Here is a 26,599-nt window from a genome sequence, read left to right as displayed (position 1 = left end):
CTTCTTCCCTTTTTCTCTCTGCTGCTCGTCGCCTCAATCCACCGAATTCCGTTGCCCGGCTGCCGGGAAAAGCATCGTGACGGACGTTCCGATTCCTTCTGCACTCCGGATACTGATCTGGCCATCATGGGCTTCCACCAGCCCTTTGGCAATCGTGAGTCCAAGACCCGCCCCGCCGCGTTCCCGGTTTCGGGAGCGATCCCCCCGGTAAAAACGGTCAAAGATATGGGGAAGGTCTTCGGCAGCGATGCCGCTTCCATTGTCCGATACAACCGCAACGATTCGATCCCGTTCCTTTTTTACAGTCAACCGGATCTCTCCATGAGGGGCTGTATGCTTCCAGGCATTGGATAGCAGATTGGTGAACACTTGGGCAAGCCGATGGCGGTCCCCAAGCACAATCGCTTCACCTTCTAGCTGCTTTTTGAGCACGATGTTTTTTTGCGCCAGGGCGGCACTCATGGCGTCCGCAGTCAGCTCTGCAATCTTGCTTATGTCCACCATGTCCTGATTGATTTTGAGCGTTCCTGATTCTGCCTGAATGACTTCATCCAGATCGCTGACCAACCGGATTAAACGCAGCACCTCTGCTCGCGTCGCCTCCAGATGCTCCGGCGACGCTTCCCATACCCCGTCAATCATTCCCTCTGTCTGTGCGAGCAAAGTGTTAAGGGGCGTCCGCAATTCGTGAGAAATATCTGACGTCAAACGCTTGCGCAGCTGCTCTTGATGTTCAAGGCTCTCAATCAGATGATTGAATCTGTCGACCAACCCGGCTAGCTCATCCTTGCCGGACGTGCCCGGTACGCGCACTGACCGGTCTCCTCTCGATACAGCTATCGAGGCATCACTAATCCGTACGATCGGCTTTACCATGTTTTTGGCAATACCAATGCTGACCACGATAACGACGACAATCAGGATCAGCATCGTCCACAACAACGCGTTCGTATGGGCCCTTTGAAAATGTGTCTCAACAGAATGAGACGGAGCTTTTTCATGATGACTGATGGTCAAGTAACCGACCGTTTGGCCATCGACAGCAACCGGCAGCTTGGTGTATCCAGAGCCACGCACCGCAGACTCATCGCCGAATTGTCCAATCCGACTCTGATTCTGGTCCTGTAGCACGATTCGCAGGCCGAGCACTTTGGCAATCGCATCCATCTGGGAAAACGCACGCTCTCCCCAACGATTTTCGGCCTCATATGCCCTGCGGGCCACCTCCAGAACGTCCTGACGTTCCAGTTGTCTTGCTTCGTTCACATACATGGAAAAATGAATATCCATTTCTTTGATCGAGAGCAAGGCAGAGATGAGAATACCGCTCGCCCCTACGGCCATGAAGGCTAGAGCGAGCTTCATCCAGATGCGTTTCATCCCGATTCCTCCGCTGCGCAAGAGATAATCACCCTGTTTGAAAGCTCCAATGACTTATTTTAACAGAGAACGCCCATGCTTTCACATGAAAGAGCACATTTGAGTGCGCGCATCCTGAAAATCCAATTATTCCTCCTCTCTTCTATCCACCATGTAAAGCGAACTTGACACAAAGAAAATATGTAAAGTACACCTTACGTAAAGCTTGCTTTACAGAAAGGATGTGAACCATGAAAAACCGGATACGGGAAAGACGGTTGGCCAAAGGCTGGTCGCAGGAATACTTGTCGGAAATCGTTGGTGTCTCAAGACAAACCATTATTTCTTTGGAAAACGGCAAGTACAATGCCTCTCTGGTCCTCGGACACAAGCTGGCGCAAGCGTTTGAATGCGCCATTGAAGATTTATTCATTTTTGAGAGAGATGAAAACATATGACTGAAACAATCTGTACGTATGCAGGGCTGTTTGGCGGGATGCTATTGGGGCTGTTGAGCTTGTATTTGGGGAACCACTTCGCAAAGAAAAAACGGGCACTGGATGAGCGCCACCACTTGATCCGAACGAAGGCGAGAGCTGCTTCCTGGTTCGTCACCCTGGCTGCGATTTACCTCTTCTTTGTGCTGGTCCTGCTGAACGCCGTTAGCTCGATCACCTTCATTCTGGCAATGCTGATCATGGTCCATATCGGAAGCTGGGGATGCTTCGTCTTTTATTATCAGCACAAGCTTTGATGTAGAAGTCTTGTGAACAAAAGGCAAATTATGGTACGTTTAAAACAATAAGCAGCAAGGCGGTGATCTGCACATGCAGTCGGTGAGTGTTCCAGATGAGGTCCAACTGCTAATGGAAAGCTATAAAGAGCAGGCCCAGTCTGCATTTTCAGATCACCTGTCCGGAATATATGTCTATGGCTCCATTGCCTTGGGAGCCTTTGCTTCCGGAAAAAGCGATATTGATTTTCTGACGGTTTTTCAAAATGAACCGACGCGTGAGGATCTCACAAGCATACAAAATATCCATAAAAGACTGCAAAGAACCAATCCGCTGGCGAAAAGGATGGACGGCATGTACTTGTCGGCAGAGCATCTGGGCAAAACCAACCAGCAAATCCCTTCATATATTTACGTCGCCGACGGAAAAGTCCGGCAGGGCTATTGGGATATAAACGCTGTAACCTGGTGGACCGTCAAGCATCATGGCATCCCCGTTTACGGCCCTGAACCTGCCGAGCTTGAACTGTCCATCGGCTGGGATAACGTCGTGGATGCGATGAACATTAATTTGAACGTTTACTGGAACAAACGCGCAGAGTACGCAGCCCTTTATCTTGTCGATGAATTGCTGGCGGATGCGGTATGTACGCTCAGCAGGATTTTGTATACATTGGAGTGCAAAGAAATCGGTTCAAAAGTGCAGGCAACCCAATACGCCCTTCACACTCTGCCTGCCCATTGGCATTCCATACTGACGGATGCACTCCAGATCAGACAAGGGGAAAAGAGGAAAATCGGCCTTGTCTCCCGTTGGCGTCGAGCGAAAGAAACGCAAGCTTTTATCCGTTTTATCATTCAACATTGCAATAATCGCCATATGTTGACATCAATCAAAGCGTAAAGCGGATTCCTATTTCCGAAGGAGTAGATTCACATGTTGAACAACTGGTGGTCTGCCGGCGGGCTTTTGACCGGAATAGCCGGGTCAGCGACAGCTTTGGCAATTTCTTGCCAGTTCATCTTTGGCGATGCCTTCAGAGGCCTTGATTTCTTGCTCTTTCTATTGATTTTGCTGCCCGCTTGTTTTGCCTTGATCACATCATTTGTGCCGGCGCCGCTGATCCTGATTGCTTTTGTTTGGTCCCTGCCGTTAAGCGTTTACCTCTGGGTCGCATCCAATGTGGAGTGGTTTGCGCTCACCTGTGCCGTTTATCTTCTCTCTGCCGTCCTTAAATTCAAGGGTTCACGAGTCGCTTTTTAACCGCGCTCAAGTCCTCGCCACTCCTTCCGTCATCCCTCCTTCAGATACAATTTCGGAAACCCGTACGCGCCTCGCCCGGTCTCTTTCCTCCCTGCCATCTGTCTCGGCATCCGCAAATCGTTTTGCTCTTCTTCCATCAGCCGCTTCCGCTCGTCGTTCATCTACTCCTCTCTTTTTTTACAATCAACCAACTTCTTGATTCCGTTACTATCTCACAGCAGCATCTATTCGTCATTTCTTTATGCTCCTGCTCGAAATAGGAACAAAAATTCCCATCAACCTGCTTTTTTGATAGAATGTATGTTCGGGAACGATCCTGTTTTATTCATTGCGACATAAAGGGAGGATGGTTTGATGTCTGTCATAAAAAAACGAGATTCCATACAATTGCTGCAGCTGATTCCCGAGTTCCCCTGGTACGTGGAAAAATTCGTCGAGCATAAAAAGAGCAAGAAAAGTTCTCCGTCCACCTTGGTTGGATACCTGCGGGATTTTTCCTTTTTCTTTCGCTGGTTGATGGCTGAAGGCTTGACGACTGCCAAAGAAATGAAAGACATCCCCTTGGAGACCTTGAACGATTTAAAGAAGGAAACTGTGGAAAGCTATATGCTCTATCTGCAGGAATCGCATTTGTTTGAGCGGGCTGGCCTTTTGCAGAAGCCGACGCGCAGCGCCAAGCGTGAATACAGCGACCGGACCATCCACCGTAAAATCTCGAGTCTCAAGTCCCTGTTTACGTATCTGTCCGCACTCGCGGAGGACGAGAATGGAGAGTCTTACCTTTCCCGCAATGTCATGGCCAAAATCGAATTGGACTTTGTCGAAGCGACACCGCTTGCGCGCGCCCATGCCATCCGTGCAAAAATCCTGATTGACGATGAGATTCACCAGTTTGTCGATTTCGTCCAGAACGGGTACCAAGCCCACTGCGACACCACAAAAAAACTGCAGTACTACCGCCAAAACCGTGATCGGGATACGGCCTTGATCGCATTGATACTCTCCGGCGGCTTCCGCGTCTCAGAAATCGTCAATCTGGATTTGTCTGACGTCGTACTGGAGAAAAACCAATTAAAGATGGTGCGAAAAGGAAAAAAAGAGGATGCCCCTTTCTTCAGTGACTGGGGAAAAGCGTATTTGCAGCGGTATCTGGCAGTACGCCATACCTATAAACCGGACGAGAAGGAACAAGCCCTTTTTTTGGCTGTCTCTCCTGCCAAGCCCCATGGACATCGGATTGAGGTCCGTACTGTGCAGAAGCTGGTGAAAAAATATGCGCAGGCATTTGGCATTCCCGATCTGTCTGTCCATAAGCTGCGCCACAGCTTTGCGACCCAATTTTTGCGGCTCAATCCTGACGCCCACCAGCTTCAAGCTCAACTGGGTCATTCCAAGATCGAGACGACCATGCAGTACGCCCATGTGCTGGAGGACGCTCTGAGCAAAGCAGTCAATCGAACGACGTAATGACCAGTCAATAATGAAGGATCGGACCAGTTTGCAAAAAAGCCGATCGGCTCTTTAAAAAACCGATCGGCTGCATGTGATTCTTATCAATTAGAATGTCGCAAGCCGACAGACTCGCCTTTTGACGTCTTTTAGAGTACTCTGGCTTTTTTAAGGCTGCCTCACCTGAATCTTTTCCGCGAGGGCTTTTTCCTTTTCCTGCTGTGACAGAATCTTCAACTCTGTCATTCTCTCCAGCACCAGATGCTGTCTTGCCATCGCCTTTTCGCTGTGCTTGACAGGCGAGTAAGCCTCGGGCGCTTTCGGCAGCGATGCGAGTATGGCGGATTCGCCGACCGTCAACGTATCGATCGCTTGCGAATTTCCTTTCCCAAAGTAAAACTGTGCCGCATTTCCGATTCCGTACTGGCCGTGTCCAAAGTAGATGACATTCAAATACATCTCCAAAATCTCTTGCTTTGTGTAACGGCGCTCCAGCTCCATCGCGATCGCCATCTCTTTCATTTTGCGCCACATCGTTTTATCCTGGGTCAAAAACAGGTTGCGGGCCAGTTGCATGGTAATAGTGCTCCCGCCTTGGACATAGGCCCCCTCCTGGAGATCAATCCATACAGCCCGGGCCAATGCAGCCGGGTCTACCCCGCCGTGCTGCATAAACCGATGATCCTCGATGGCGACGAATGCCTTCCACAGATGTTCCGGCATTTCTTCTATCGGAATGTACCCGGACGAGCTGTCTTTCAAAGCTTGCAATCGGCTGTCATCGATCCAGGCGCTGCCTGCAGTCGTCATGAGGGACGGGACCAGGTAAGTCAAGCAAATAATGCATAGCGACAGAACCGCTATCCATTTTTTCCAATTGCCCACTGGGCGAATTCGCTTAGTTTCAACGCGTGGAAGCGGATTGATCTCGTTGGTCGTGAGGGTAACATGGTTCATCTGGAATCACCCCTTCTATCGTATCTATCCTTATCATACGAATGAAGAGGGGTTCTTCCCATCGAATCCACTTACACATTCCTTACATTTCCGTAATGTTTCAACGGACGGTGTCACTAAACAAAAAAAGCCCCGGCTTCATGCAGCCGGGTTTGATCGAATTTATGAGCGGTGTTGCTCTTTTTGTCTTTCCTTAAGCCGCAGCTCCACCCGTCGGATCTTTCCTGAGGTTGTCTTCGGCAGGTCGGTGACAAATTCTATTTTTCGCGGGTATTTGTAGGGAGCGGTCATTTTTTTCACATGATCCTGAAGCTCTTTCACCAAGTCATCGGAAGGCTCGATTCCTTTTTTCAGGACGACAAAGGCTTTGACCACTTGTCCGCGCTCAGGATCAGGGCTGGCTACGGCCGCACATTCCGCGACTGCCGCGTGCTTGACCAGCGCATCCTCCACCTCAAATGGACCGATCGTGTAGCCGCCGGAAATGATAATATCGTCTGCACGTCCCTCAAACCAGATGTATCCCTCTTCATCCATCCGCCCTTGGTCGCCGGTAACATACCAGTTGCCGCGGAAGGCCCTGGCCGTACGCTCCGGATCGTTCAGGTAGCCGCGGAACAGCGCAATCATCTCACGGTCAATCGCGATGTCGCCTACCTCGCCCTGCGGCAGCTCGTTGCCCTCTTCGTCGATAATTGCGACACGGACGACAGGAGATGGTCTGCCCATCGAACCCGGCTTTGGCTCCATGCCTACGAATGTTCCGACCAAAAGCGTATTTTCCGTCTGTCCGTATCCATCTCGCACGGTGAGGCCGAACACACGGCGGAACGTATCGATCACTTCCCGGTTCAGCGGCTCGCCAGCGGAACACGCACTGCGAAGCGCTTGCAGGGAGTAGTTCTCCAGGCCCGATACTTTGGCCATCAGGCGGTACTCCGTCGGGGTCGCACACAGTACCGTGATCGGGTACGCTTGGAGGTGGGCCAGATACACCTCGGGATCAAAACGTCCCTTGTAAACGAACGCTGTCGCTCCCATTCCCAGTGTTGCCACAAAGGGGCTCCACACCCACTTTGCCCAACCAGGTCCCGCTGTTGCCCAGACGAGATCGCCTTCCCGTACGTCCAGCCAAAGCTTGGCTGCTACAGCCAGATGTGCAAAAGGCCAACCGTGAACATGCATGACTCCCTTCGGTCCGCCGGTCGTACCGGATGTGTAAGAGAGAAAGGCCAGATCATCCGAACGAGTATCCGCACAGGAAAATTCGTCAGATTGTTCAGCCAACAGCTCCTGCAAGGCGATCCAGCCCTCGCAGCTCTGACCAATTGTGACAAAGCGCGAAAGCGACGGACAGTTTTGACGGATCATGTCTACTTCGGACAGGACGGCATCGAAACTGATAATCGCCTTTGCTTCGGCATGAATCGCACGGTACTCAATATCTTTGCTGCGAAGCATCTCTGATCCTGGCATGACGACTGCTCCCAGCTTCATCAGACCCAAGTAAATGGCATAAGCTTCGATCCCTCTCGGAACCAGCACGAGCACTTTATCTCCTGCTTCAATCCCCAATGATTGAAGACCATTGGCAACGCGATTGGAATAGCGGCGCAGTTCTTGGTACGTGAGAATTCTTTCTGTCCCATCGTCACTTAATTCCCAGACAGCCCGTCTTTCGGGATCATGATCGGCCCATTGGTCTACCTGTGCGGCAAAATTGTAGCGCTCCGGCATCTGTAGCTGCATGTACATTCCCCCATTTTCATCAGGTATAATAGGAAGATTCTCCAAATTTTCAATTTTTCCTTTTTCAGAAATTTTGGATTCCTAGCTCCTGCGTCTGAGCAGGATCCAGGCGCCTGCATAAACAGACGCAAGCCCCATTTCCTCACGATATGACCGCCAGCCTGTCTGTATGCTTTCGCTTGGGGTGAGCGCAACGTATAGGATAGCCCACAACCCTATGCCCATCAGCAGCAGACCGATCCGTTCTCTGCGGACAAAATGCGCTCGCGAACGCGAAAAGGTTAGCATGGCAATCAGGAGCACCATCACTCCTGCATGCAGGGCATTAACAGGGAGGTAGTAGCTTCCATTCAGTACCCATCCCCAGCCTTCGGTCTCCACCCCGTACTGCTTGACAACAATCGAATACACCGCAGCCAGAAAGGCAAAAGCACTGAGTGTCCATTCGATCGTTCTCTCTAATGGCCATTTTCCTCGAAAGGCTTGCAGAGCGAAAACCAGCAACCCGCCGACTGCGGCAGCTTCCAGACCGTACGCTCCGCCACTGTACAGCAGCCATCGGGAGGGCTGCAGCCACACCGCTTTTCCGGCTTCCAACACTGGCCACAGCTTGTACAAAAGAAGCCCAGCCAATAATGCGTTGCTGCCTGCCTGCAAAAACGACTGAACCCCTTCCAGCTTCTCTTCGACTCGTTTGATCCAAAATCCATAGAGAAGGAGTGCTAGGACGACAGACAGGACGCTGGCTGAGAAGTGCAACGGACCGATTGACAGCATTGCCCCCGGTTCCAGCATTACGGATTTCCTTTCTTCAGCAGGGGTTGTACAACCCGTTCAAATTCTTCGATCGTCACCGGACCCATTTTTTTGTACACAATCCTGCCGTCCGCATCTAGGACAAAACTCGTAGGCATGGCGATGATCTGGTACTCTTTGCTGATTTCTCCCTTGGGATCTGTGACGATGGGATAGTCTACCTGGTATAGCTTAACAAAATCCCGTGCCGCCTCCTCCGAATCATTGTAGGTCGTGTTGATCCCTATAAAGGAAACTTGATCCCCATACGTTTTATGCAAGGAAGTCAAATCGGGCATCTCTGCTTGGCAAGGCGGGCACCAGCTGGCCCAGAAATTCAGAAAAACAGGTTTGCCCCTCTGCTCTGCAAGCGACATCTCTTCTCCATGCAAGGACATCCCTTGAAAATCCGGGGCCAGATACCGGACCTCCGGTTTGGCTATCATCTCGTTTACGTTCTCCTTTTGACTGCCTGTCCCTACTGCTAAATAAGTAGACAAAGCGACAATCGCCAGAACCAGCATGTAACGAATCTTCATCGCTAATACACACCTCCTGTTCTTGCAAACAAAAACCTTCCATCATTTGTCAACCTATCTATTGTAACAAAAGCACTCCGCTTTCGTCCTAGTTAATATAGAAACAACATGGAGAGAAAGTCTGCAAAAGCGAAGAAAAAAAGACTCCCACGCATAAAGCATGAGAGCCTGTATCTTTGCGGATACGCGGATTTTTTATTCAGGAATGACGCGCTTTACTTTTACCACACGGCGTTCCCAGTTCGTACCATCGAACTTCGAGTATGTAACCCCAGGCTTACCGTACGTATGCAAAATTTTTCCGTTCCCTGCATAAATGGCGACATGCGTGATCCGGTCAGACGATGTGTTGACGGATGCTTTCATGAAAATCAGATCGCCTTTTTTCACGTTTTTCAAAGATACGCTTTTCCCTACTGTGGATTGCTGGCGAGAATCGCGTGGCAGCGTAATTCCCGCTTCTTTAAACACACGTTGGGTAAACGACGAGCAGTCAAACGTTTTGGTCGTGTTTTTGCTAGAGCCGAATTTGTACGGTGTACCCATGTATTTCTCACCGTTTTTAATTACCTGGTTGGCAATAGCGGTAGCTTCCGAGCCATTGTCGGGCGTACTTGGCTTTGAAGCAGACTCTTCTTTTACATACCGTCTGGCGCCCAAGAATTTCTTTTCATATGCGGAGTATTTTTTCACCACTACTTCATCTTGGCTCTGCGAAGAGTAGATAAATTGATCGTTCCCCACATAAATCCCCATGAAGGAAGGATTGCCTTTCCCATTGGAGGAGAAGAATACGAGATCCCCGGCTTTAACGCTTGTCCGGCTTACTTTGGTCCCGCCGCGATACAATTCAGAGATCGTATCATCAATTTTGATTCCTGCTTTGCCGTATACATACGTGGCCAATCCCGCTGAACCGAAGCTGTTCGGCCCTTCGGCACCAAATTTGTAATCTTTGCCCAGCAGCGATTTGGTCAAGCTCACGATTTGTTCAGACTTCCCGGAATCTTGCGAATAAGCGGCCGCTTGTCCAACTTGACCACCCATTAACAGGGACGTACTCAGCATGACGGCGATAGTCGATTTCATCACCCAATCTCTTTTCGTCACTCTCTTTTCCTCCTTGTCATGTTGTGATCCCTCAATCGGGTACAAGCACAGGTTACCGCAGGAGGAAACGGGAGGATAAGACCGTAAAATTTACCAATGCGTTTTTTGGTAACTTGGCCCTACACGAAAAAAGAGTCTCAAACATTGCCATGAATGCCTTTTAGTTCCCTGGGCCTAGATAGCAAAAAATACGCGAGGCCAAGCGCAAAAAAGCCATCTTCTGCCTGATAGTGTCAGAAGATGGCTTTCATTATGCGGAGTTAGACGAGTCTTGCAGTAAATTCTCCCCAGTTTTCCGATCCCCACAGGAAGCTAAAATGATCGCCGTTTTTCGTAGCTGCGACACCGGCAGGAGTGCCTGTATAAATAATATCTCCCTGGTCCAAGCCGAAGTGTTCATTTGTATAGCGGATAATGGTCATCAAATCGAAGATGACATCGCCGATATTCCCCCGCTGTGCCTGTTCGCCGTTCTTGACGAGTGTGAAATCCGTTTCCAGGCACGCTTGCAAACCTGGGAACGGCCGAAAAGCAGTGACGACAGCAGAATTCGGAAAGCCTTTTGCCAGCATCCAGGGATATCCCTTTTTCTTCAGCTCGCTCTGAACATCGCGCAGTGTAAAATCGATGCCCAATGCCATTTTGTCGACGATGTCCTCCAGCTTCGCCCCTTCGGCAAAAGGTCTGGCAATATGGATCACGAGCTCGGCTTCGTAATGCAGTTCACCGCGATTCCCCGGAAGCTCGATCTCTTGTCCATTCGCCTCAACCAGGGCATGAGTCGGCTTGCCGAAAAGCATCGGGGCCGTTGGGACCTCGTTTCCCAGCTCTGCCGCATGAAGCTTGTAGTTGCGTCCTACACAGTAAATATTCCGGATCGTTTGCATAACTTCTTCTCTCCCTCTTGCCCAATTTTCCCTCTTTTACTATATCACTGTTTGTTTTTCACGGACAGAAATCATTGCCGCCGTTTTCATCTCTTCCGCCGTACCATAAGCGCTCGTTGCCTCTGTTCTCCAGCGTCCCGATCGCTACGCAAACGGCCAACAGCATGCTGTCCAGATCTTCCTCCTCCAGTGCCTGCCAGTGCAGACGGTAAGAAAGAAGAAAGGCCTTCTCATCCAGGCAGACTGCACTTATATCGATATCCCGAATGGTTTTCAGCACGTGATATCGCGCACGCAGGGTGTCTCCAAGCGGAAACAATCCGTCCCACGTTTCGGGATCATAGCTGGAGGTGACATCGACTTGAAACGCAAGTGACTTTTCTTCCCGGCGAAACACTACATGATCTTCCTGATAAAACCCTGCCCCGCATGGAAGCGTATCTTCGAGAGAAAAGGAGACCCCCTCCGGCAGGTCTTCCGGTTTCAGTGCATGGATCAGGCGCCCGGGCAAAAGAAAGGCGCCATCTTTTCCAAGAGCAAGCTTTTCTCCCATTACGTGCACAAGAACTCCCTCTGTTTCCTCTCGAACGACAACGTACATGCAAATCCCTCCTTACCAAACAGTATGTTCGCTCGGAAGGAGTCCAAAACGAGCAAGCCGCCTTTCTTTTATCATAGAGGGTGGAATTCCACTTCTGCTTGAAAGGCAAAAAAAAAGACGTGTAACAGACCTATCATCTGTCTACACGCCATAGCCATCCCTGTCAGTTATGTGTTTATGCTGGTACCGTTTTACTTCTTTAAGATGGCAATTACCACCTCTGTATCATCGTAAGTCTTGGCCTTGATCTTCAAGGTGTAGTCGTATGGATTGGAAAATCTGAAGTCAAGAAGTCCATATGCGACGGTAGCATCCTGTCCGACGGGTACATAGCCGACGGTCTTGCTGTGAGAGTGCCGTTCTACAATCGACAGCTGCGCTTCCATCACTGCATTGAACAGCGTCGAGGAGACTTGACAGATTCCTCCGCCGTATCCTTCGGTCAACTGGCCGTTTTGGATGACATGCGCTTCCTTCCAGCCATCTTCGGCCAGGTTGGAGTTGCCTACTTCCTTATTATAGGAAAACTCTTCTCCGGGCTTTATCTTTTCCCCGTTGATTTTTCTCATCGCTTTTTTGATGTTATGAATGCGACTCTCAGAGCTGCCAGCCATAGAGGTGTAGTACAGTCCCACGACATCTTCCTCATCTACTCCAAGACGTTCGATCAGCTTCTCGCGGTCAAAACCGGGCACGGCGGCAGTTGCTCCACTCGTTACCGATTGACCCGGTGCAGATGGATCAGGAGTGCCCGCTGCGCTTGCCGCCGGAACATGGATTACAGTCATCACAAGCCCTGCCAGTAGAGCGAATAGACAGGAACGAGATCGATTCTTCACTAACTCTCCCCCGCTTTTCTTCGATAAATTGAGAAAGCCGGCTTTGGTCAACGATTCACCGGTTCCTCTACCACTTTAGCAAGGTTATTGTCAAGACTCAATCTGTAAATCTTGGAGAGCGGATTCATGGGGAGGCATGAAAAAACCGCCCTCACAACGGGCGGCAATCGCTATGCTATGGGGTTTCCGACACCTGGCGGAAGGCTTTGAGAAAGTTCTCGACCGGATGCGCTCCAGATAGAGCCAATTTCCCATCAACCACGAAAAAGGGCACACCGGTAATTTGCAGTTGCTTCGCATACTCGAGGTCTTCGCGTATTTCATCCAGTTTCTCGCCCTTTTCGATGAGCAGGCGCGTTTCGATCTCGTCCATGCCGAGAAGACCCGCTATATTTACGAGCGTATCCAATTGACCGATATCCTGCCCATTTTCGAAATAAGCCCGGTATATAGCGTCTACCATTTCGGTCTGCAATTCTGGAGGAGCCAGCTTGATCAACTGATGGGAAGCAAGCGTATTGGGCCAAACGGAAACCTGATCAAACTGAAAAGGGATCCCTGCTGCTTCACCCGCATTGGCGGCATGCTGCACCATTTGTTTAGCCCCTTCGATTCCGCCTTTCATCGCCCCCATGTACTCCCAGAAGGGAACGCCTTCCTTGGGCGTGTCCGGGTTGAGCTGATAAGCCCGGTAGCGGATGGTGATCGGTTCTCCTTCCCACTGTTTGATAGCGTCAAATACATTCTTTTTACCGATCCGGCACCACGGACAAACCGTGTCCTGGAAAATTTCGATGATCATTTTGAAAGCTCCTTCCATATGTACGGTACCCTTATTGTAGCGCAGAGCTTCAGAGAATGTAAGTTAATAATCTTTTGTAAGCATTTTTTGTCTTTCTTCTATATATCATGCGACAAATATCATGCGACAACATCTCTTTTTGAAAGATACCTGATCGCAATAGCCGAGACAATGACAATGAACAAGCTGTTCATCGCCAAAAAGAGACCGTTCTCCGCGATTGTCAAACTTTCTTGGCTCAATGCGCCCATCCCGATCGTCAAGAGAGAATACGGGTAAAACATGCCGAGTTTCATCACATACATCCCCAGACCGATAAACGCTGCACAAATGCTGATGCCGATTGGGACTGCGAAGCTGCGGATGCGTATCGATAGAGCAAGCTGTACCGCACTGATCGCGATGGATGCATACAAGCCGCGGCTCATCCAGCCAACGGTTTCTATTGGAAATGGCGATGCCAATCCCAGCGCCTTCCCTGCGCAAAAATACAGCAGCAGGAAAAATGCCTGGACAATGAGCATCATTATCCCGGCGATAGCCAGTTTCGAAATGAAAATCGCAGACCGGGAAACCGGGGCCGTCATCACCTGGTACCAGTTTTTGTTGAAATGCTCGAGACGGCATAGATATGCACAGCAGATGGCAATGAGAACGGGAAGGAAAAACTCCCCGTAAAACAGGCTTACTTGTGTCCATAGGCTGTACCATCCATTGGTGAGCACGCTTTTGTTTGCGTAATAATTGGCGGTGCCAATCAAGATGCTGACAGCAGGCAGTGCCGCCAGAATGCTCCAAATGTACGACTTGCGCATTTTCAACCATTCGGCAGCCAAACTTTTTATCAACATGGTTCCCCCCCTTATTCTTCCTTGCGGGACATATGGATACTCCCGATGAGATAAACGGCTCCTCCCATCAAAACCACAGCGAGAGGCAAAGCCGGCTCGACGCTGCGGGTGACAAACTCCATCGTTCCGTTCTCGTATTTGTACGTGACACAAGACAGCCCCGTATAATAAGACCAGACAAAGATGCGCCGGACCGCTTCCGGAAAAAGATCGGCCGTCATCCCGATAAAGCCGCCAACCATCCCCAAACCGAGTCCAAAGGCTTGATTTTTGACAGCAGATGAAATCCATTGCTGCAAGGCGATGACTGCCATATTTGCCAGCATGGTGCCTGACATAAATCGGAGCAGCAAAGAAAGCGGCAGCGGCTGCGCAAAGCCGTTTGCCAATCCAAATGTTGCAATCGCTATGCTGAGCAGGATCATGGCCAACAACATCAGCAGGCAGGCACAAGCATATTTTGCGGCATAAATCCTGCTGCGTGGAAGCGATGCCGCCATTAGCAGCTTCCACGTGTTTCCTGTATGCTCCATATCGGAGATGCGAGACACAACCACTGCCGAAAGGATCGGAAGAAACAGCCCATTCATGGAGGCAATCGTGACAACTATCCCCTCCCATCCCGCTTTATCCGGATTCCGGGACATGGCCATGCTGACAGACAGGAAGGCCCAGCTTATTTCTACCAACAGAAACAGTACGATCATGAGAAATACCCGCTTGCGGCGCAGCTTATAGAACTCCAGTAGAACTGCTTTCATCAAAGGCTTTTCTCCTTTCCTGTAAGCTCAAGAAAGATGCGCTCCAAGCTTTTCCTTCGCTCTTCAATCCGAATCACATCGATGCCCGCCTGGACAAGCATTCGGTTTGCGAAAGCGGTCTGCTCGTCATTCATTTCTTTCACTATCAAGGCATCATCCTCGATAACTGAATGGAAGCCTTGCCTGTAGAGCAGGACATGCGCCGTTTCGTTATCCACCGTTTTTATCGCAATACGAGGCTGGCTCTTGCTTTGCAAAGCTTCCATGCTGCCCTGAAACAGCAGTTTCCCATCGCTGATGATGCCGACTGAAGTAGCAATTTGCTCAATTTCTGACAGCAAATGGCTGGAAAGCAATACGGTGATGCCGTAGCGCTGCGGCAATGATTTGATCAGCTCGCGAATTTCACCAATACCCGCAGGGTCAAGTCCATTCGTCGGTTCGTCAAGGATCAGGAGCTTCGGAAAAGCGATCAAAGCCATTGCAATGCCAAGCCTCTGCTTCATTCCAAGGGAATACAGTCCAGCCTTTTTGTCCTTGTGGTTTTCCAGCCGCACAATTTTGAGTGCCTCGCATACATTTTTGTCCGGGACATCGTGCAGGCGCTGCATGATCCGCATGTTCTCCAGACCGGTCAAATGTCCGTAGTACGAAGGAGACTCGATGAGCGAACCGGTCTGGCGCAAAATGGACAGCCGGTTTTTGTCAAACTCCCCTCCAAATACAACAACCTTTCCGCTTGATGGCTTGACCAGCCCCAAGAGCATTTTGAGCGTTGTCGACTTTCCTGCTCCGTTGGGCCCCAAAAAGCCGTACACCTCCCCTTCATGCACCTCGAGATTCACCTCGTTCACCCGATAAGCGTCGCCATATCGTTTGGAAAGATTATGCGTTGAGACGATTGCTTTCATCTTTTTTCACTCCACTCTGTTTGCTGCTGATTTTAGTATCGCAATTTGAGCATAACAGCGGCATCTTTCTGGATACTGACGGCAACCTTACAGCGACCTTAAATCACGGGAAACACTTCGAGTTATCGCGAAATCGCCGGAATTTTGCTGTATATTTGTAAACAGGTGATGACGAATGGACCAGATCAAGCAAAAGAAAGTGCTCATCGTGGATGATGAGCATGAAATACGCGAGATGATCGACAGTTTTTTGCGAAAGGAAGGCTTTTTTCGGATATTCCATGCGGCAAGCTGCAGCGAGGCGATCGAGGTCTGCCTGTCGGACAAGCCGGACATTGCCATTTTGGATGTCATGCTGCCGGATGGGGACGGCTTTTCCCTGTTTTCTTCCCTGCGCAGAATTTCAGACATACCTGTGCTCTTTCTTTCGGCCAGAAACAAGGATGAAGACCGGATCCTCGGGCTTGGCCTCGGCGCCGACGATTACATTGTCAAGCCGTTTTTGCCTCGCGAGCTTATGCTGCGCCTGGGAGCCATATTGCGGCGCGTGTACGCTCCGCCAAAGCAGGAGCGGCTGCCTGTTTTTGCGCTGGGGAGCTTTACTGTCGATTTGGAAGGGGGCGTGGTACGCAGCGCGAGCGGAGAACAGCCGTTGACCGCCAAGGAGCATGCCCTGCTGAAAAAGCTGTATGAAAACTGCGGGCGCATCGTCACAAGCGACGCTTTGTGCAACGCGGTATGGGGTGACGACAGCTTTGGATACGAAAATACCCTCATGGTTCACATCCGGCGCATCCGGGAAAAAATCGAGTCGGATCCCTCCTCCCCTGAACACCTGCTGACTGTAAGAGGGCTGGGCTACAAGCTGATGGCAAGCGAGGATCGGGCATGAACGGGGCCATTCATATTTTGCGGCGTTTCGTAATCTCAACCATCCTTATTTCGGTGTTTCTGCTCATCCTGAATTACGTAGTGCTCGGGACATGGTTTTTTAATGGAATGAACGTTGGAAAAACGCCTGAGGATGTCGTACGCGGGGCTTCAGAGGGACTTCATGGAAGCAGCGGCAGCTATGCGCTCGCTGAAAGGGCGGAAAAATTGCTTGTGCAGCACAATGCTTGGGCCATGCTCATCGACAAGCAGGGACAGGTGGCATGGGGCTTTAAGCTGCCGGATGAATTGCCCCGTGCCTATTCGCTAACGGATGTGGCAAAGCTCTCCCGGCATTACGTTATGGATTATCCCGTTTTCATCTGGGAGCATCCCGATGGCCTTGTCGTTGTCGGGTATCCAAAGGACAGCGTGGCAAAATACCAATTCAGTTTTCCGCTTGACTGGATCAGCAGCGTTCCCCTCCGGCTGGTCGGCATGATCTTCGGGAACATTGCGCTCGCCCTGCTGCTGTCGCTTGTCATCGGCACCCTCCTGATTAAATCCATAACCCCGCTGATCGACGGCATTCACGGTCTCGCCCACGAGCAGCCTGCCCATGTCGAGCCGAAGGGATTGCTGCGCAGCCTGGCAAAGAGCATCAATCACACTTCGGCGCTGCTGCAAGAAAAGAACGCAAAGCTGAAAGCAAGAGATGAGGCGCGATTCAACTGGATTGCCGGTATCTCTCATGACATCCGGACACCGCTTTCCATGGTGCTTGGGTATGCCAGTCAACTGGAGGAAAGCGAGACCTTGCCGGATGAACAACGGAAAAAAGCCGCGATTATCCGGCGGCAGGGGGAAAAGCTTCGTTCCCTTGTCAGCGATCTCCATTTGGTCTCCATGCTTGAGTACGAGATGCAGCCGGTAAGCTGGAAGGCTGTAAGGCTGCCGGTGCTTGCCCGGCAGGCCGTATCAGACTTTCTCAACAACAATGATGTCGGTGAGAGATTCTCCCTGCAACTGGCTGTCGAGGATGAGAACATCAAGGTCAATGGTGATGAAAGACTGCTGCAGCGGGCGATTGCCAACCTTCTGCAAAATAGCATGCTTCACAATCGAGAGGGCTGCCAGATTCTTTTGCAAATCATGCGTTCCCCCGACAAAAAAACGTGCCGCTTCACCGTCACGGATAACGGAAAAGGAATACCGCAAAGCGAGCTTGCCGATTTGCTGGAGCTGCCGTACTCGACCAAGAGAAAGAGCCCTGTACAGAACGGCCACGGACTCGGCCTCCCGATGGTCGCGCGGATTGCCAAAGCCCATCAGGGAAGGCTGATCCTGACGAGCGATACGGGGAAAGGGCTGCTAGCCGAGATCGAGCTTCCGGTCATGGCAGACTCTTGATTTTTTTGCCCCGTGCATGTCCTTTCACGCTAACAAAAGAACAGAGCGGCTGCTTTCACCCTGCTGCAGCCGCTCTGTTTCCGTTATTCCAGTGCGCTATATCGTGTGCTTCAGTCTTAAAACAGGTTTATAGGCATGCTTCAAGCCCATGGAAACGGCCAGTCTCAACACAAAAGCACTCAAATTGCCAAAGTCCCTCACAGTTCCTTCCTGCTCCTTCTACCACCGAAACGGCTATCGCAGCACTTATATGATCTAAACGAGCGTTTTTAACTCTTTCGCCAACAAGCTGATCGTTTCGGCTCTCTCCCCGGCATCCTGCTCATCGAATAAAAGCTGCTGAACAAATTCCCACATGTCTTCCAATTTCCGTTTCTCCTGATAAAACTGGAGGGCATCGGGGTTAAAGGAATAGTCTTTATGGCGTTTCCGATAGATGCTTAAAAATGTGTCGAAATGCGGATGATCAACCAGGAACATCAGATCGGCTTCTACGGGAGCCACTGTAAGCCCTTCCCAGTCAATCAGAATCAGCTTCTCTTCGGCCAGCATCAAATTCCAATTGTGGATATCGGTATGGCATAGAGCCAGTTTGGGATGACTGTTTTTCAACCTTGCAGACAGCCTGCGAATGCTATCGGACAGGCTCTTGATACGTTCCATCTTTGGTTCGATCATTTTCACAACATCCGTTGACAGCTTGTTCCAATCGTGATCCAATGCGTTCCTCAGCTCCTGCAAAAACGGAACCTCAAAAACTTCCCGGAGTCCTTCTGTTTGAACAGGGATTTCTCCCCCATACCAATGGAGCTCCGCAACGATTTCCGCGAGCTGACAAACCTGCTCCCTGCTTAACTCACGATTGCCAATCGTTTCTCCGTCAATATATTGAAAAAGAAGATAGATGGCATCTTTACTTTCGTATTTATAATCGCCATTTGTTGTGAATAGCGGCACAGGAATTTTCCCCTTCAAGCCGCTATTTTGCTGGAGCCAAACGGTGACAGGCATGTACGTATCAATGAGAGCTGTCCACTTGGAGGTAGATGCTCTGTTTTTTTCATAAACCTTCAGGAAATAAGTACACCGGTCATCAAGCACTTTGTAGGCCAGCGCTGACCATCCCCCCTGCTGCGGCGAAACATTTTTGCAATCGATACCATACTGCTCTCTTAGGATTATTTTTATCTCGTCCATAGTAGCCCTCTATTCATTTGTAGTTTCCAGTGGATGGGTCCACCAAGCTGAGTCTTGTGCAATAGATCTACAGCTTATCGATAATCAATGACAAATGGTTTATTTTAAGCCTCCGGTTACGATATCTACAATTGTTATTTTATCGTATATTTCCCTTTCCCTCTCAGCAATATATTCAGACAAAAAAAAACCCTTCAGAAGAATCTGAAGGGCCCTATGTTTACATATGGTGCGGTCGAGAGGACTTGAACCTCCACGGTGTTGCCACCACTAGAACCTGAATCTAGCGCGTCTGCCAATTCCGCCACGACCGCAAGCGACAAGAATTATTATATTCGCAGACGATGGAGATGTAAAGCGGACTTTGGGAAAATGGGAAAGGCACCCCGTTGCCGCTTTGCAGGGGGACTGTTCCATCCAGGTCATATGGAGGACTCCGGCTCGTTAGTCTTCACCTTTGTTTGATGTGAAAGGAAATCGCAAAGCACAAGAGAACAAAAAGCAATTGCAAAGACAATGCCAGCAATATTCCTGTCAACAAACCCAATGCAACGTTACTTTCAGTGGCATGATAGCAAGCGACAAACAACCCACTTGAGCCAATGGTCGCGGGCATGCCTCTCCTTGCACGGAAAGTACCCTCGGGGAGCAGCTTTCGCAAGGGCTGTATCATGATCAGCACTCCCACTTGCTGCAAGCGCCATCCCTCTCCAATCGGTTATAAAACCGCGTCCAGTCAACAGCAAACACGTTCCATCGGCCAGGAGCACCACATATCCTTCTTTGCGGCCGTTGTTGGAGGCCGCTTTCTTCTCTCACCGAAAATTTGCGAAATGCGGGAATCGTCAGCACTTCAGACAAGCCAATGAAAGAAAGCACCAGCCAAAAAACGAATCGCCAAGACAGAAACTCATCTAAAAGCCCGGCAAAATAAGGACCATTTAACGCAGGTAAAATATCTACCGTCAACTTTTTCTTTGGAAACTCCCCTCGTACCTGAATACCTGACGAAATCTGCCGCAAGAAACTTCAGCCGTTTCTCCTCCAAGCCTCCATATTCAATTCATTATTGATGGCCGCAGCGACAAATGCGCCCATAGAAGCTGCAGCAATCGCCTGATAGAGCCGCGATGCCGCATCTCCGGCGCTATAGACGCCCGGGACATTCGTTTTCCCGAACTCGTCGACAACGACCGAACCCGCTTCCGTGATGCGGCATCCGATCGTTCGCGGCAGCTCCGATCCCGCGACCAGCACCGGTTTAAAAAAGATCCCCCTGCACGGAATGGTTGTCCCGTCTTCGAGAACCACTTGACGGACGATTCCTTCGCTGGAGTCAATGGATTGAATCGGCGAGTCAAATAGGGGGACTTGATGTCGCTTTAGCTCTTCGCGCTGTGCATCCGTCAGCTCATCGGGGCCGTTCGTGCAGATGGCAAAACGATTCGTCCATCCGGAAATCAATGGAGCGAAGTGCATAAGCTCTGCCCCCTTGTTAATGATGACTAGCGGCTGGTCGCTTAATTCCCAGCCATCGCAATACGGGCAAACGAAGGCGCTTTTTCCGTAAACTTCCGCTAGTCCAGGAATGTCCAGCGGCCGATCCTTCATTCCTATGGCAAACAGCACCTTTCTGCTTTCAAAAGTCTTACCTTGCTCTGTCATAATTTGAAAATGTCCATCTGATCCCGTGATCGAAACGGCCGTATCCGCCACGAAAGACACGGACGGATAGGCGCTTATCTCCTCCTTCGCAATTCGCCGAAATTCACCTGGACTTATTCCGTCACGGGTAAGAAACCCGTGGGTCTCGCGAGTCACCGCATTGCGGGGATGGCCTTCATCGATCACCGCCACATTTTTTCTCGCTCTCCCAAGCATGAGGGCAGCATTCAACCCAGCCGGACCTCCGCCAATAATCGCTACATCAAGCAGTTGTTTTCCCACCATTAACACTCCTTTATGGATTTGTAATATCCGTAATTAAGATGCAAAAAGCTTATCGCTTCTTGTCTGCATCGAGATTGCAATGCTTATTTGCAACTGCATGTTTCCCCTCCTCCCTACTTCATATAATAACTATTACAGACCCGCAATATCCATAATATACAGTTCGACTCCAATTTGCAATAACATACTTGGTCCGTACTCTGCTAGTAGTCTCTGCGAGGAGCAGGGCAAAACGGGTTCCCGTATCAGTCCCGCATATGCAAAAAGCTCCTGAATCGTCCATAGGACAAATTCAAGAGCTCTTCATTACTTGGTTGATGCGGTCGAGAGGACTTGAACCTCCACGGTGTTGCCACCACTAGAACCTGAATCTAGCGCGTCTGCCAATTCCGCCACGACCGCAAGCTATTAAGTTGTAAAGTGGTGCCGGCGATAGGACTTGAACCCACAACCCCCTGATTACAAGTCAGGTGCTCTACCAATTGAGCTACACCGGCACGTCCATGCTGAAAGGGTGAACCCGTTTACGGGCGAGAGACTCGTTGCTTCTTCGTAAAAATGGCGGAGCTGACGGGACTCGAACCCGCGACCTCCGGTGTGACAGACCGGCGTGAACTCCAACTTCACCACAGCTCCATTTTCCGATGGCACCGCGCTTTCTAGCGGCGACTCTTGTAATATAGCATGTCCTCAAAAAGAAAACAAGAACTATTTCTATGATTTTTCAAAAAAAGTTTTCATAGATTTACCAGCCATTTTTCGCTACAATTTAATGTAGCACAATGCGGAATCATGTAGAAAATGGAGACGATCTTCTATGAAAAAAACGACACGAATACTCGCCATCCTCTCCGTTTGCGCATTCATGCCAGTGACTGCCCACGCTTCTTCCCCTGTGTATGTGGTTCAAGCGGGCGACACACTGATGAAAATCGCCAGGGAGAATCAGACAACGGTTCAAGAGTTGATGCAAGTAAATCAGTTGTCATCTGATCGGCTGTCGATCGGTCAAAGCCTTTCCTTGCCGGGTACAGCGACTCCCCCTGTTTATGCGGCTGCTGAGTCGGCGGTAAACGAAGCTCCTGCCGATATCGTTTCCCAAGGGAAGTCATCTAGCATTGGGGCCGGGATAAAAGCACGGATTACCGGTGACATCGTAAATGTCCGCAAGTCCCCTACACTCGATTCAGAAGTGATCGGAAAGCTTCCAATGGGCGCGGTCGTAGATGTCCTGGACCCTGGAGCGGAATGGACCAAGATTTCGTTTGGTCAAGACGAATCATTTGTTGCGACCGATTATTTGGATGAGGTGTCCTCCTCTTCCGAATCCTCTTCTAAAGAAGAATCGAAAAAGCGCAAGAAAAGCTCATTCTCAACCAAAGAGTTGTATCGAGCATTCGAACCGCTGTTGAACACCCCTTACGTATTGGGCGGAACGACGACGAGCGGATTTGACTGCAGCGGATTTACTTCCTATGTATTCAAAGAGCTGGGAATCACCCTGCCTCGCACCTCCGAAGAACAATTTCAAGGCGGACAGGCAGTCTCACTGGATGATGCTCTACCTGGTGACCTCGTCTTCTACGACACCATGGGAAGAGGCCGCGTATCCCACGTAGCCATTTATCTCGGCGACGATCTGATCGTTCATGCCAATGGCGACGACGTCCGCTACGAAAAGCTGTCGAATATGCATAAGCTCTATCCGTTCTTCGGGGTCAAACGTTACTCTGATGAGTAGAAGGATAGCTGCCCGCCTGGAAGAATCGAAAAGCTTCCAAGCGTGCTAGGCATCGTTCGTGGGCCAACTGTAAGTCACCTTTTGGGATAGCTGAAGAGCTGTCCCTTTTTCTTTGGAATCAATTCTCTTTCTTTTCTTTAATGCACAAGAATCGAAATAGCGGTAAATACCAATAACAATGCCATAACTACCTGAAACTGATTCCTGTACTTGGATAAGAACCTTTGAAAAACGGAACCAAACACACTCCAACTGATCGTACCCATAAAACCAATGACCGCCAGAAAAAAGGAATACCCGATCAAGCTGAGATTCGAAGTGTGATACGGGAGAATGAAGGTTGAAACGATCGTAATGCCGTACAAGATAGCTTTTGGATTGACGAATTGCAAGAGCATGCCTGTTATGAAGCTGTTTTGGTCCCCATTATTGTCATTTTCATGCTGTTTGCTGATAATCAATTTAATAGCCAAATACACCATGTAGATTGCGCCTAAAACCGTCATGATCCATTCCATTTTCGGAATGAAGCTTTTCAGCAGGAGATCAAAGTAACTGCACAGTAACATAATGATGAAAAAGCCTGAACCAACTCCGAAACAAAACCGCAGCGTCTTCTTAAAACCGTACTTATTGGCAAATACCATTGCCATAATGTTATTGGGTCCTGGCGTAAAGCTGGAAACAAAAGCGTAGAGCAATAATGAAAAGAAAGGCATCTGGGAACCTCCTTTACCGAATGTGTTATAACGACGACAGCGACCGTTATAACGGTTTACTTTATATTGTACAAATTGGACGTCATATTGTAAATAAGGAGTGTGTGTATGGAAGAGATCAATCTGATCATTGCCAAAAACTTAAAAGCCATCCGAGAAAGCAAGAAACTGACTCTTGAAAAGGTCGGAGAACTGACTGGAGTCAGCAAAACAATGATCGGTCAAATTGAAAGAGGCGAATCGAGCCCCACGATTACAACGATCTGGAAAATCGCAAATGGCTTGAAGATCTCCTTCACTTCCCTCATCAATCATCCGCAACCCGATACGAAAGTGGTCTTGCGGAGCGAGGTTCAAACATTATCTGAAGACGATGGGAAGTATCGCGTTTACCCCTACTTTCCCTTCCAGGAGGATAAACGCTTTGAAGTTTATTCTGTTGAAATCGAAAAAGGCGGTTCCTTTCAATCGGATTCGCACGGAGACGGGACTGAGGAATTTATAACGGTTTTTGACGGGGAAGTAACTGTATGTGTAAACAACATCGAATATACGGTGAAAAACGGTGATTCGATCCGATTCAAGGCCGATCGACCGCATTCCTACCGCAATACCGGAGAAACGATGACACGGATGAGTATGATCATCTATTACCCTGCTTAAAAAACCGCTTCAAATGAGCGGTCGTTTTCACCATTTGTATAATCTTGTCGTACCGGGGCCGACTCCCAAGCAGGTGTGGTCCGACTACCGCCACGCAGCGCCGTGCCGTGTGCAGGGAGAGGCAGACGGTGCGTGCCGCTCATGCCCCTGCTGCCTCCCAACGAAAAAGGTCTTCCGCAACCTTCAGCTTGCTAGCCGAAAGTCACGAAAGACCTTCCTATTATTAAATCGCTAATGAGGCCTCAGGCGCTTGCATGGTTTTTACGGAAGTGCCCAGCTTGTAGAGATGCGGAGCTTGTATGCCGTCAAACGCATTGCGCGTATCCAGTATCGCGACTCCCATCTCCGCCAATTCCCGGTAGTTAAAGACACTGTGATTGGTCAACAGGACCATGCAGTCATAGCTTCTCCACGCTTTCGCGTCGTATGCTACACTCCTCACCTCTTTCCCGCTCTGATCCACGAATGTCTTGGCATAAGGATCATAGTAGTCAACGAGTGCCCCGGCTTCTTTGAACAACTCATACACCTGCAGCGATGGCGACTCGCGCAAATCGTCGATATCAGGCTTATAAGCCATGCCGAGCAGCAATACCTTTGAGTTGCGGATCGACTTTGCGTACATGTTGAGAATCACGGATGTCTTGTAGACCACATGATCTGGCATGCTGTTGTTGATCGACTGGGCAAGATCGATGAATTTGCTAAAGAAGCGGTATCCTTTCGCCTTCCAAGACAAATACATCGGGTCGAGCGGGATGCAGTGGCCGCCGATTCCCGGTCCGGGGTAAAACGGCATAAATCCGAACGGCTTGGTGGAAGACGCCTTGATCACTTCCCATACATCGATGCCCATTCGCTCGCACATCAAGGCCATTTCATTTATAAACGCGATGTTGATACTGCGGAAGGTGTTTTCCAACAGCTTGGACATTTCCGCTACTTTGGTCGATGATACCGGGACGATTTGATGAATGAAGTTGCCATATAGTTGAACACCGAGTGCGAGGCATCTTTCCGTCGTCCCGCCAATGACCTTGGGCGTATTCTTGGTAGAGAAACGACTGTTCCCCGGGTCTACACGCTCCGGCGAGAAGCAAAGGAAAAAGTCATTCCCTACCTGATAGCCCATCCTTTCCAGTTCCCACTGGATCAATTCTTCGGTAGTGCCCGGATAAGTCGTGCTCTCCAGCGTGATCAACGGCCCATTTTGGATATGATGCTTGATTTGATCGACGACGCGGGAAATGTACGAGGTATCCGGATCTTGGTTTTCACTAAGCGGGGTGGGAACGCAGATGCTGATGGCATCCAGCTCCTTCAGTACCCGATAATCGGTCGTGGGGATGAATTTTCCTTCCTTGACCAATTGGTCGACAGGATCATTTGGCACATCGCGTATGTAGGACTCCCCTCGCTGCAAGGTTTCAATCTTTTTCAGGTCCAGATCAATTCCGAAGACGGTAAATCCGTTTCGGGCCATCTCAATTGCCAATGGAAGTCCCACATACCCCAGTCCAATGACTCCTACCTTCGCTGTCTTTGCTTCGATTTTTTGTTGAAGTGCTGTAAATCGATCCATCTGGCATCCCTCCGGTTGTTTGTATCTAGGAAACGAGCAAACGCCTGATTCTCCAGTCCAGTTCGACAGGGGAAAACGGTTTGGTCAAAAAGTCCGCAACCCCTCGGCGAAAACACTGGGACATATCCTCTTCCAGGCGTCTGTCCGTCAATACCATGATTTTGCAACGTTCCGTCGTTTCATGCTGTTGTTGCAGCCAGTCAATCAGTTGATAGCCATTCATGACAGGAAGTGTCAGTTCGGTAATTACCAGGTCCGGCTGCACCTGCTCGACTTTTTCCTTCCCTTCCATACCGTTTTCGGCGAGATGGATTTCATAGCCGTGCCGAGCCAGACGAACGGACAAGATTTGCTGGATCACAGGGTCATTTTCGACCAAGAGAAGGCGGGGACGACGTTCCCATTTGTGATCATGGCCTTTCACTACCTGGATAGCGGAAGGCATGGCAGCCGTCTGGTACAAGCGCTCTGTCATTTCCCATAAAATGGCTTCCATAGAATCACCGCTTTCCGGATAGGAAGCTACGCATATGCCCTCGGCCAATTGTTCATTGCTTTGCAAATATTCCTTTATCGCCAGCGCGGTGTAATGCGTTTGAGCCAAACTCACATCGTCCAGCAAAATGACGAGGCGTCCGGAGCTCTGTTCGTAAAACAGCTCCGCCGCTTGTTTCGGCTCTTTCGTTGCCAGAAACTGCTGCAACTCTTTCCACTCCAAATCTCCACTGTGTCGGCATCGAATCGCAATCATCCCGCAGGACAGATCGCTTGCCTCATAATACCGGATAAAATACGCCAGTTTTTCCGGTATGCCAGGTGGCCGCATATAACGTCTGTCTTTCTTTTCCATCGGATCCACT

General features: G+C 49.9%; 28 protein-coding genes and 4 tRNA genes. 9 read left to right on the top strand and 23 right to left on the bottom strand.

Going from position 1 to position 26,599, the window contains the following annotated elements:
- Window positions 1-33: 33 nt before the first annotated feature.
- Window positions 34-1,380, bottom strand: a complete 1,347-nt coding sequence (locus NSQ24_RS12945) for an ATP-binding protein (RefSeq protein WP_339167954.1) — start codon at window positions 1,378-1,380, stop codon at window positions 34-36.
- Between the two features lie 230 nt (window positions 1,381-1,610).
- Here NSQ24_RS12945 and NSQ24_RS12940 point away from each other — a divergent pair, with 230 nt between their 5' ends.
- The 4 genes from NSQ24_RS12940 (at window position 1,611) to NSQ24_RS12925 (ending at window position 3,356) form a co-directional block, all read left to right on the top strand.
- Window positions 1,611-1,817, top strand: a complete 207-nt coding sequence (locus tag NSQ24_RS12940) for a helix-turn-helix transcriptional regulator (RefSeq protein ID WP_024984333.1) — start codon at window positions 1,611-1,613, stop codon at window positions 1,815-1,817.
- Window positions 1,814-2,113: a hypothetical protein gene (locus tag NSQ24_RS12935; protein WP_051567398.1), complete on the top strand. Its 300-nt coding sequence runs from the start codon at window positions 1,814-1,816 to the stop codon at window positions 2,111-2,113. Before NSQ24_RS12940 ends, NSQ24_RS12935 begins: the two co-directional genes overlap by 4 nt.
- A gap of 112 nt (window positions 2,114-2,225) precedes the next feature.
- Window positions 2,226-2,996: an aminoglycoside adenylyltransferase domain-containing protein gene (locus tag NSQ24_RS12930; protein ID WP_051925611.1), complete on the top strand. Its 771-nt coding sequence runs from the start codon at window positions 2,226-2,228 to the stop codon at window positions 2,994-2,996.
- A gap of 33 nt (window positions 2,997-3,029) precedes the next feature.
- Window positions 3,030-3,356 (top strand): hypothetical protein, encoded by a 327-nt coding sequence (locus tag NSQ24_RS12925; protein ID WP_003386930.1) that lies wholly within the window; start codon window positions 3,030-3,032, stop codon window positions 3,354-3,356.
- A gap of 29 nt (window positions 3,357-3,385) precedes the next feature.
- Here NSQ24_RS12925 and NSQ24_RS12920 read toward each other — a convergent pair whose 3' ends face one another.
- Window positions 3,386-3,517, bottom strand: a complete 132-nt coding sequence (locus NSQ24_RS12920; protein ID WP_255320301.1) for a hypothetical protein — start codon at window positions 3,515-3,517, stop codon at window positions 3,386-3,388.
- 193 nt (window positions 3,518-3,710) lie between these two features.
- Here NSQ24_RS12920 and xerS point away from each other — a divergent pair, with 193 nt between their 5' ends.
- Window positions 3,711-4,823 carry a tyrosine recombinase XerS gene (gene xerS, locus NSQ24_RS12915; protein WP_003386931.1) on the top strand — a complete coding sequence of 371 codons (1,113 nt, stop codon included), beginning with the start codon at window positions 3,711-3,713 and terminating at the stop codon, window positions 4,821-4,823.
- A gap of 150 nt (window positions 4,824-4,973) precedes the next feature.
- On the opposite strand, the gene NSQ24_RS12910 is transcribed toward xerS, so the two are convergent.
- The 12 genes from NSQ24_RS12910 to NSQ24_RS12855 form a co-directional block, all read right to left on the bottom strand.
- A complete protein-coding gene (locus NSQ24_RS12910; protein ID WP_003386932.1) occupies window positions 4,974-5,762 on the bottom strand; it encodes a transglycosylase domain-containing protein in 789 nt (262 codons plus the stop codon).
- A 162-nt stretch (window positions 5,763-5,924) separates the two neighbouring features.
- Window positions 5,925-7,511 carry an acyl--CoA ligase gene (locus tag NSQ24_RS12905; protein ID WP_339167950.1) on the bottom strand — a complete coding sequence of 529 codons (1,587 nt, stop codon included), beginning with the start codon at window positions 7,509-7,511 and terminating at the stop codon, window positions 5,925-5,927.
- Window positions 7,512-7,592: 81 nt separating this feature from the next.
- Window positions 7,593-8,306, bottom strand: a complete 714-nt coding sequence (locus tag NSQ24_RS12900) for a hypothetical protein (RefSeq protein ID WP_039071131.1) — start codon at window positions 8,304-8,306, stop codon at window positions 7,593-7,595.
- The gene (locus NSQ24_RS12895) at window positions 8,306-8,845 is read right to left on the bottom strand and encodes a TlpA disulfide reductase family protein (RefSeq protein WP_003386935.1); all 540 of its coding nucleotides are present in this window, start codon (window positions 8,843-8,845) and stop codon (window positions 8,306-8,308) included. Before NSQ24_RS12895 ends, NSQ24_RS12900 begins: the two co-directional genes overlap by 1 nt.
- Window positions 8,846-9,040: 195 nt before the next feature.
- The gene (locus NSQ24_RS12890; RefSeq protein ID WP_003386936.1) at window positions 9,041-9,955 is read right to left on the bottom strand and encodes a C40 family peptidase; all 915 of its coding nucleotides are present in this window, start codon (window positions 9,953-9,955) and stop codon (window positions 9,041-9,043) included.
- Between the two features lie 260 nt (window positions 9,956-10,215).
- On the bottom strand, window positions 10,216-10,842 hold the full coding sequence (locus NSQ24_RS12885; RefSeq protein ID WP_003386938.1) for a fumarylacetoacetate hydrolase family protein: 627 nt from the start codon (window positions 10,840-10,842) through the stop codon (window positions 10,216-10,218).
- 58 nt (window positions 10,843-10,900) lie between these two features.
- Window positions 10,901-11,443, bottom strand: coding sequence for a hypothetical protein (locus NSQ24_RS12880; protein WP_003386939.1), 543 nt, complete (start codon window positions 11,441-11,443; stop codon window positions 10,901-10,903).
- A gap of 191 nt (window positions 11,444-11,634) precedes the next feature.
- The gene (locus tag NSQ24_RS12875; RefSeq protein ID WP_024985058.1) at window positions 11,635-12,231 is read right to left on the bottom strand and encodes a VanW family protein; all 597 of its coding nucleotides are present in this window, start codon (window positions 12,229-12,231) and stop codon (window positions 11,635-11,637) included.
- Window positions 12,232-12,457: 226 nt separating this feature from the next.
- The gene (locus NSQ24_RS12870; RefSeq protein WP_024985057.1) at window positions 12,458-13,084 is read right to left on the bottom strand and encodes a DsbA family oxidoreductase; all 627 of its coding nucleotides are present in this window, start codon (window positions 13,082-13,084) and stop codon (window positions 12,458-12,460) included.
- Between the two features lie 119 nt (window positions 13,085-13,203).
- Window positions 13,204-13,932: an ABC transporter permease gene (locus NSQ24_RS12865; RefSeq protein ID WP_024985056.1), complete on the bottom strand. Its 729-nt coding sequence runs from the start codon at window positions 13,930-13,932 to the stop codon at window positions 13,204-13,206.
- Between the two features lie 14 nt (window positions 13,933-13,946).
- On the bottom strand, window positions 13,947-14,696 hold the full coding sequence (locus NSQ24_RS12860) for an ABC transporter permease (protein WP_339167947.1): 750 nt from the start codon (window positions 14,694-14,696) through the stop codon (window positions 13,947-13,949).
- Complete coding sequence (locus tag NSQ24_RS12855) at window positions 14,696-15,607, bottom strand: ABC transporter ATP-binding protein (protein WP_039071133.1); 912 nt, start codon at window positions 15,605-15,607, stop codon at window positions 14,696-14,698. Before NSQ24_RS12855 ends, NSQ24_RS12860 begins: the two co-directional genes overlap by 1 nt.
- Window positions 15,608-15,782: 175 nt before the next feature.
- On the opposite strand from NSQ24_RS12855, the gene NSQ24_RS12850 reads away from it, so the two are divergent.
- Window positions 15,783-16,499 carry a response regulator transcription factor gene (locus NSQ24_RS12850; protein ID WP_339167944.1) on the top strand — a complete coding sequence of 239 codons (717 nt, stop codon included), beginning with the start codon at window positions 15,783-15,785 and terminating at the stop codon, window positions 16,497-16,499.
- Window positions 16,496-17,887 carry a HAMP domain-containing sensor histidine kinase gene (locus tag NSQ24_RS12845; RefSeq protein ID WP_339167942.1) on the top strand — a complete coding sequence of 464 codons (1,392 nt, stop codon included), beginning with the start codon at window positions 16,496-16,498 and terminating at the stop codon, window positions 17,885-17,887. Before NSQ24_RS12850 ends, NSQ24_RS12845 begins: the two co-directional genes overlap by 4 nt.
- 255 nt (window positions 17,888-18,142) lie before the next feature.
- Here NSQ24_RS12845 and NSQ24_RS12840 read toward each other — a convergent pair whose 3' ends face one another.
- The 6 genes from NSQ24_RS12840 to NSQ24_RS12815 form a co-directional block, all read right to left on the bottom strand.
- A complete protein-coding gene (locus tag NSQ24_RS12840; protein WP_339167940.1) occupies window positions 18,143-19,084 on the bottom strand; it encodes an aminoglycoside phosphotransferase family protein in 942 nt (313 codons plus the stop codon).
- Window positions 19,085-19,311: 227 nt separating this feature from the next.
- Window positions 19,312-19,398: transfer RNA gene (locus NSQ24_RS12835), tRNA-Leu, on the bottom strand.
- 715 nt (window positions 19,399-20,113) lie between these two features.
- Window positions 20,114-21,031, bottom strand: coding sequence for an NAD(P)/FAD-dependent oxidoreductase (locus tag NSQ24_RS12830; protein WP_039071136.1), 918 nt, complete (start codon window positions 21,029-21,031; stop codon window positions 20,114-20,116).
- Between the two features lie 321 nt (window positions 21,032-21,352).
- Window positions 21,353-21,436, bottom strand: a tRNA-Leu gene (locus NSQ24_RS12825).
- A 19-nt stretch (window positions 21,437-21,455) separates the two neighbouring features.
- Window positions 21,456-21,531: transfer RNA gene (locus NSQ24_RS12820), tRNA-Thr, on the bottom strand.
- 62 nt (window positions 21,532-21,593) lie between these two features.
- Window positions 21,594-21,670: transfer RNA gene (locus NSQ24_RS12815), tRNA-Asp, on the bottom strand.
- Between the two features lie 181 nt (window positions 21,671-21,851).
- On the opposite strand from NSQ24_RS12815, the gene NSQ24_RS12810 reads away from it, so the two are divergent.
- On the top strand, window positions 21,852-22,775 hold the full coding sequence (locus NSQ24_RS12810; RefSeq protein ID WP_243014010.1) for a C40 family peptidase: 924 nt from the start codon (window positions 21,852-21,854) through the stop codon (window positions 22,773-22,775).
- Window positions 22,776-22,912: 137 nt separating this feature from the next.
- Here the strand turns inward: NSQ24_RS12810 and NSQ24_RS12805 are convergent, their stop codons facing one another.
- Window positions 22,913-23,494 (bottom strand): LysE family transporter, encoded by a 582-nt coding sequence (locus NSQ24_RS12805; protein WP_003386953.1) that lies wholly within the window; start codon window positions 23,492-23,494, stop codon window positions 22,913-22,915.
- 108 nt (window positions 23,495-23,602) lie between these two features.
- On the opposite strand from NSQ24_RS12805, the gene NSQ24_RS12800 reads away from it, so the two are divergent.
- Window positions 23,603-24,157, top strand: a complete 555-nt coding sequence (locus NSQ24_RS12800; RefSeq protein ID WP_003386954.1) for an XRE family transcriptional regulator — start codon at window positions 23,603-23,605, stop codon at window positions 24,155-24,157.
- Window positions 24,158-24,380: 223 nt separating this feature from the next.
- Here NSQ24_RS12800 and NSQ24_RS12795 read toward each other — a convergent pair whose 3' ends face one another.
- Window positions 24,381-25,739, bottom strand: a complete 1,359-nt coding sequence (locus NSQ24_RS12795; protein ID WP_003386956.1) for a nucleotide sugar dehydrogenase — start codon at window positions 25,737-25,739, stop codon at window positions 24,381-24,383.
- 25 nt (window positions 25,740-25,764) lie between these two features.
- Window positions 25,765-26,589 (bottom strand): response regulator, encoded by an 825-nt coding sequence (locus NSQ24_RS12790; RefSeq protein ID WP_003386957.1) that lies wholly within the window; start codon window positions 26,587-26,589, stop codon window positions 25,765-25,767.
- Window positions 26,590-26,599: the final 10 nt, after the last annotated feature.

The sequence above is a fragment of the Brevibacillus sp. FSL L8-0520 genome, from assembly GCF_037963895.1.
Taxonomy (GTDB): domain Bacteria; phylum Bacillota; class Bacilli; order Brevibacillales; family Brevibacillaceae; genus Brevibacillus; species Brevibacillus borstelensis.
Note: the sequence above shows the minus strand (reverse complement) of the source record. Positions and strands in the feature narration are given on the sequence as shown.

Coding starts and splice junctions, on each gene's coding strand:
- NSQ24_RS12945 (WP_339167954.1), bottom strand. CDS start 1,380: ATGAAACGCATCTGGATGAAGCTCGCTCTAGCCTTCATGGCCGTAGGG.
- NSQ24_RS12940 (WP_024984333.1), top strand. CDS start 1,611: ATGAAAAACCGGATACGGGAAAGACGGTTGGCCAAAGGCTGGTCGCAG.
- NSQ24_RS12935 (WP_051567398.1), top strand. CDS start 1,814: ATGACTGAAACAATCTGTACGTATGCAGGGCTGTTTGGCGGGATGCTA.
- NSQ24_RS12930 (WP_051925611.1), top strand. CDS start 2,226: ATGGAAAGCTATAAAGAGCAGGCCCAGTCTGCATTTTCAGATCACCTG.
- NSQ24_RS12925 (WP_003386930.1), top strand. CDS start 3,030: ATGTTGAACAACTGGTGGTCTGCCGGCGGGCTTTTGACCGGAATAGCC.
- NSQ24_RS12920 (WP_255320301.1), bottom strand. CDS start 3,517: ATGAACGACGAGCGGAAGCGGCTGATGGAAGAAGAGCAAAACGATTTG.
- xerS (WP_003386931.1), top strand. CDS start 3,711: ATGTCTGTCATAAAAAAACGAGATTCCATACAATTGCTGCAGCTGATT.
- NSQ24_RS12910 (WP_003386932.1), bottom strand. CDS start 5,762: ATGAACCATGTTACCCTCACGACCAACGAGATCAATCCGCTTCCACGC.
- NSQ24_RS12905 (WP_339167950.1), bottom strand. CDS start 7,511: ATGCAGCTACAGATGCCGGAGCGCTACAATTTTGCCGCACAGGTAGAC.
- NSQ24_RS12900 (WP_039071131.1), bottom strand. CDS start 8,306: ATGCTGGAACCGGGGGCAATGCTGTCAATCGGTCCGTTGCACTTCTCA.
- NSQ24_RS12895 (WP_003386935.1), bottom strand. CDS start 8,845: ATGAAGATTCGTTACATGCTGGTTCTGGCGATTGTCGCTTTGTCTACT.
- NSQ24_RS12885 (WP_003386938.1), bottom strand. CDS start 10,842: ATGCAAACGATCCGGAATATTTACTGTGTAGGACGCAACTACAAGCTT.
- NSQ24_RS12880 (WP_003386939.1), bottom strand. CDS start 11,443: ATGTACGTTGTCGTTCGAGAGGAAACAGAGGGAGTTCTTGTGCACGTA.
- NSQ24_RS12875 (WP_024985058.1), bottom strand. CDS start 12,231: ATGACTGTAATCCATGTTCCGGCGGCAAGCGCAGCGGGCACTCCTGAT.
- NSQ24_RS12870 (WP_024985057.1), bottom strand. CDS start 13,084: ATGATCATCGAAATTTTCCAGGACACGGTTTGTCCGTGGTGCCGGATC.
- NSQ24_RS12860 (WP_339167947.1), bottom strand. CDS start 14,696: ATGAAAGCAGTTCTACTGGAGTTCTATAAGCTGCGCCGCAAGCGGGTA.
- NSQ24_RS12855 (WP_039071133.1), bottom strand. CDS start 15,607: ATGAAAGCAATCGTCTCAACGCATAATCTTTCCAAACGATATGGCGAC.
- NSQ24_RS12850 (WP_339167944.1), top strand. CDS start 15,783: ATGGACCAGATCAAGCAAAAGAAAGTGCTCATCGTGGATGATGAGCAT.
- NSQ24_RS12845 (WP_339167942.1), top strand. CDS start 16,496: ATGAACGGGGCCATTCATATTTTGCGGCGTTTCGTAATCTCAACCATC.
- NSQ24_RS12840 (WP_339167940.1), bottom strand. CDS start 19,084: ATGGACGAGATAAAAATAATCCTAAGAGAGCAGTATGGTATCGATTGC.
- NSQ24_RS12810 (WP_243014010.1), top strand. CDS start 21,852: ATGAAAAAAACGACACGAATACTCGCCATCCTCTCCGTTTGCGCATTC.
- NSQ24_RS12805 (WP_003386953.1), bottom strand. CDS start 23,494: ATGCCTTTCTTTTCATTATTGCTCTACGCTTTTGTTTCCAGCTTTACG.
- NSQ24_RS12800 (WP_003386954.1), top strand. CDS start 23,603: ATGGAAGAGATCAATCTGATCATTGCCAAAAACTTAAAAGCCATCCGA.
- NSQ24_RS12795 (WP_003386956.1), bottom strand. CDS start 25,739: ATGGATCGATTTACAGCACTTCAACAAAAAATCGAAGCAAAGACAGCG.
- NSQ24_RS12790 (WP_003386957.1), bottom strand. CDS start 26,589: ATGGAAAAGAAAGACAGACGTTATATGCGGCCACCTGGCATACCGGAA.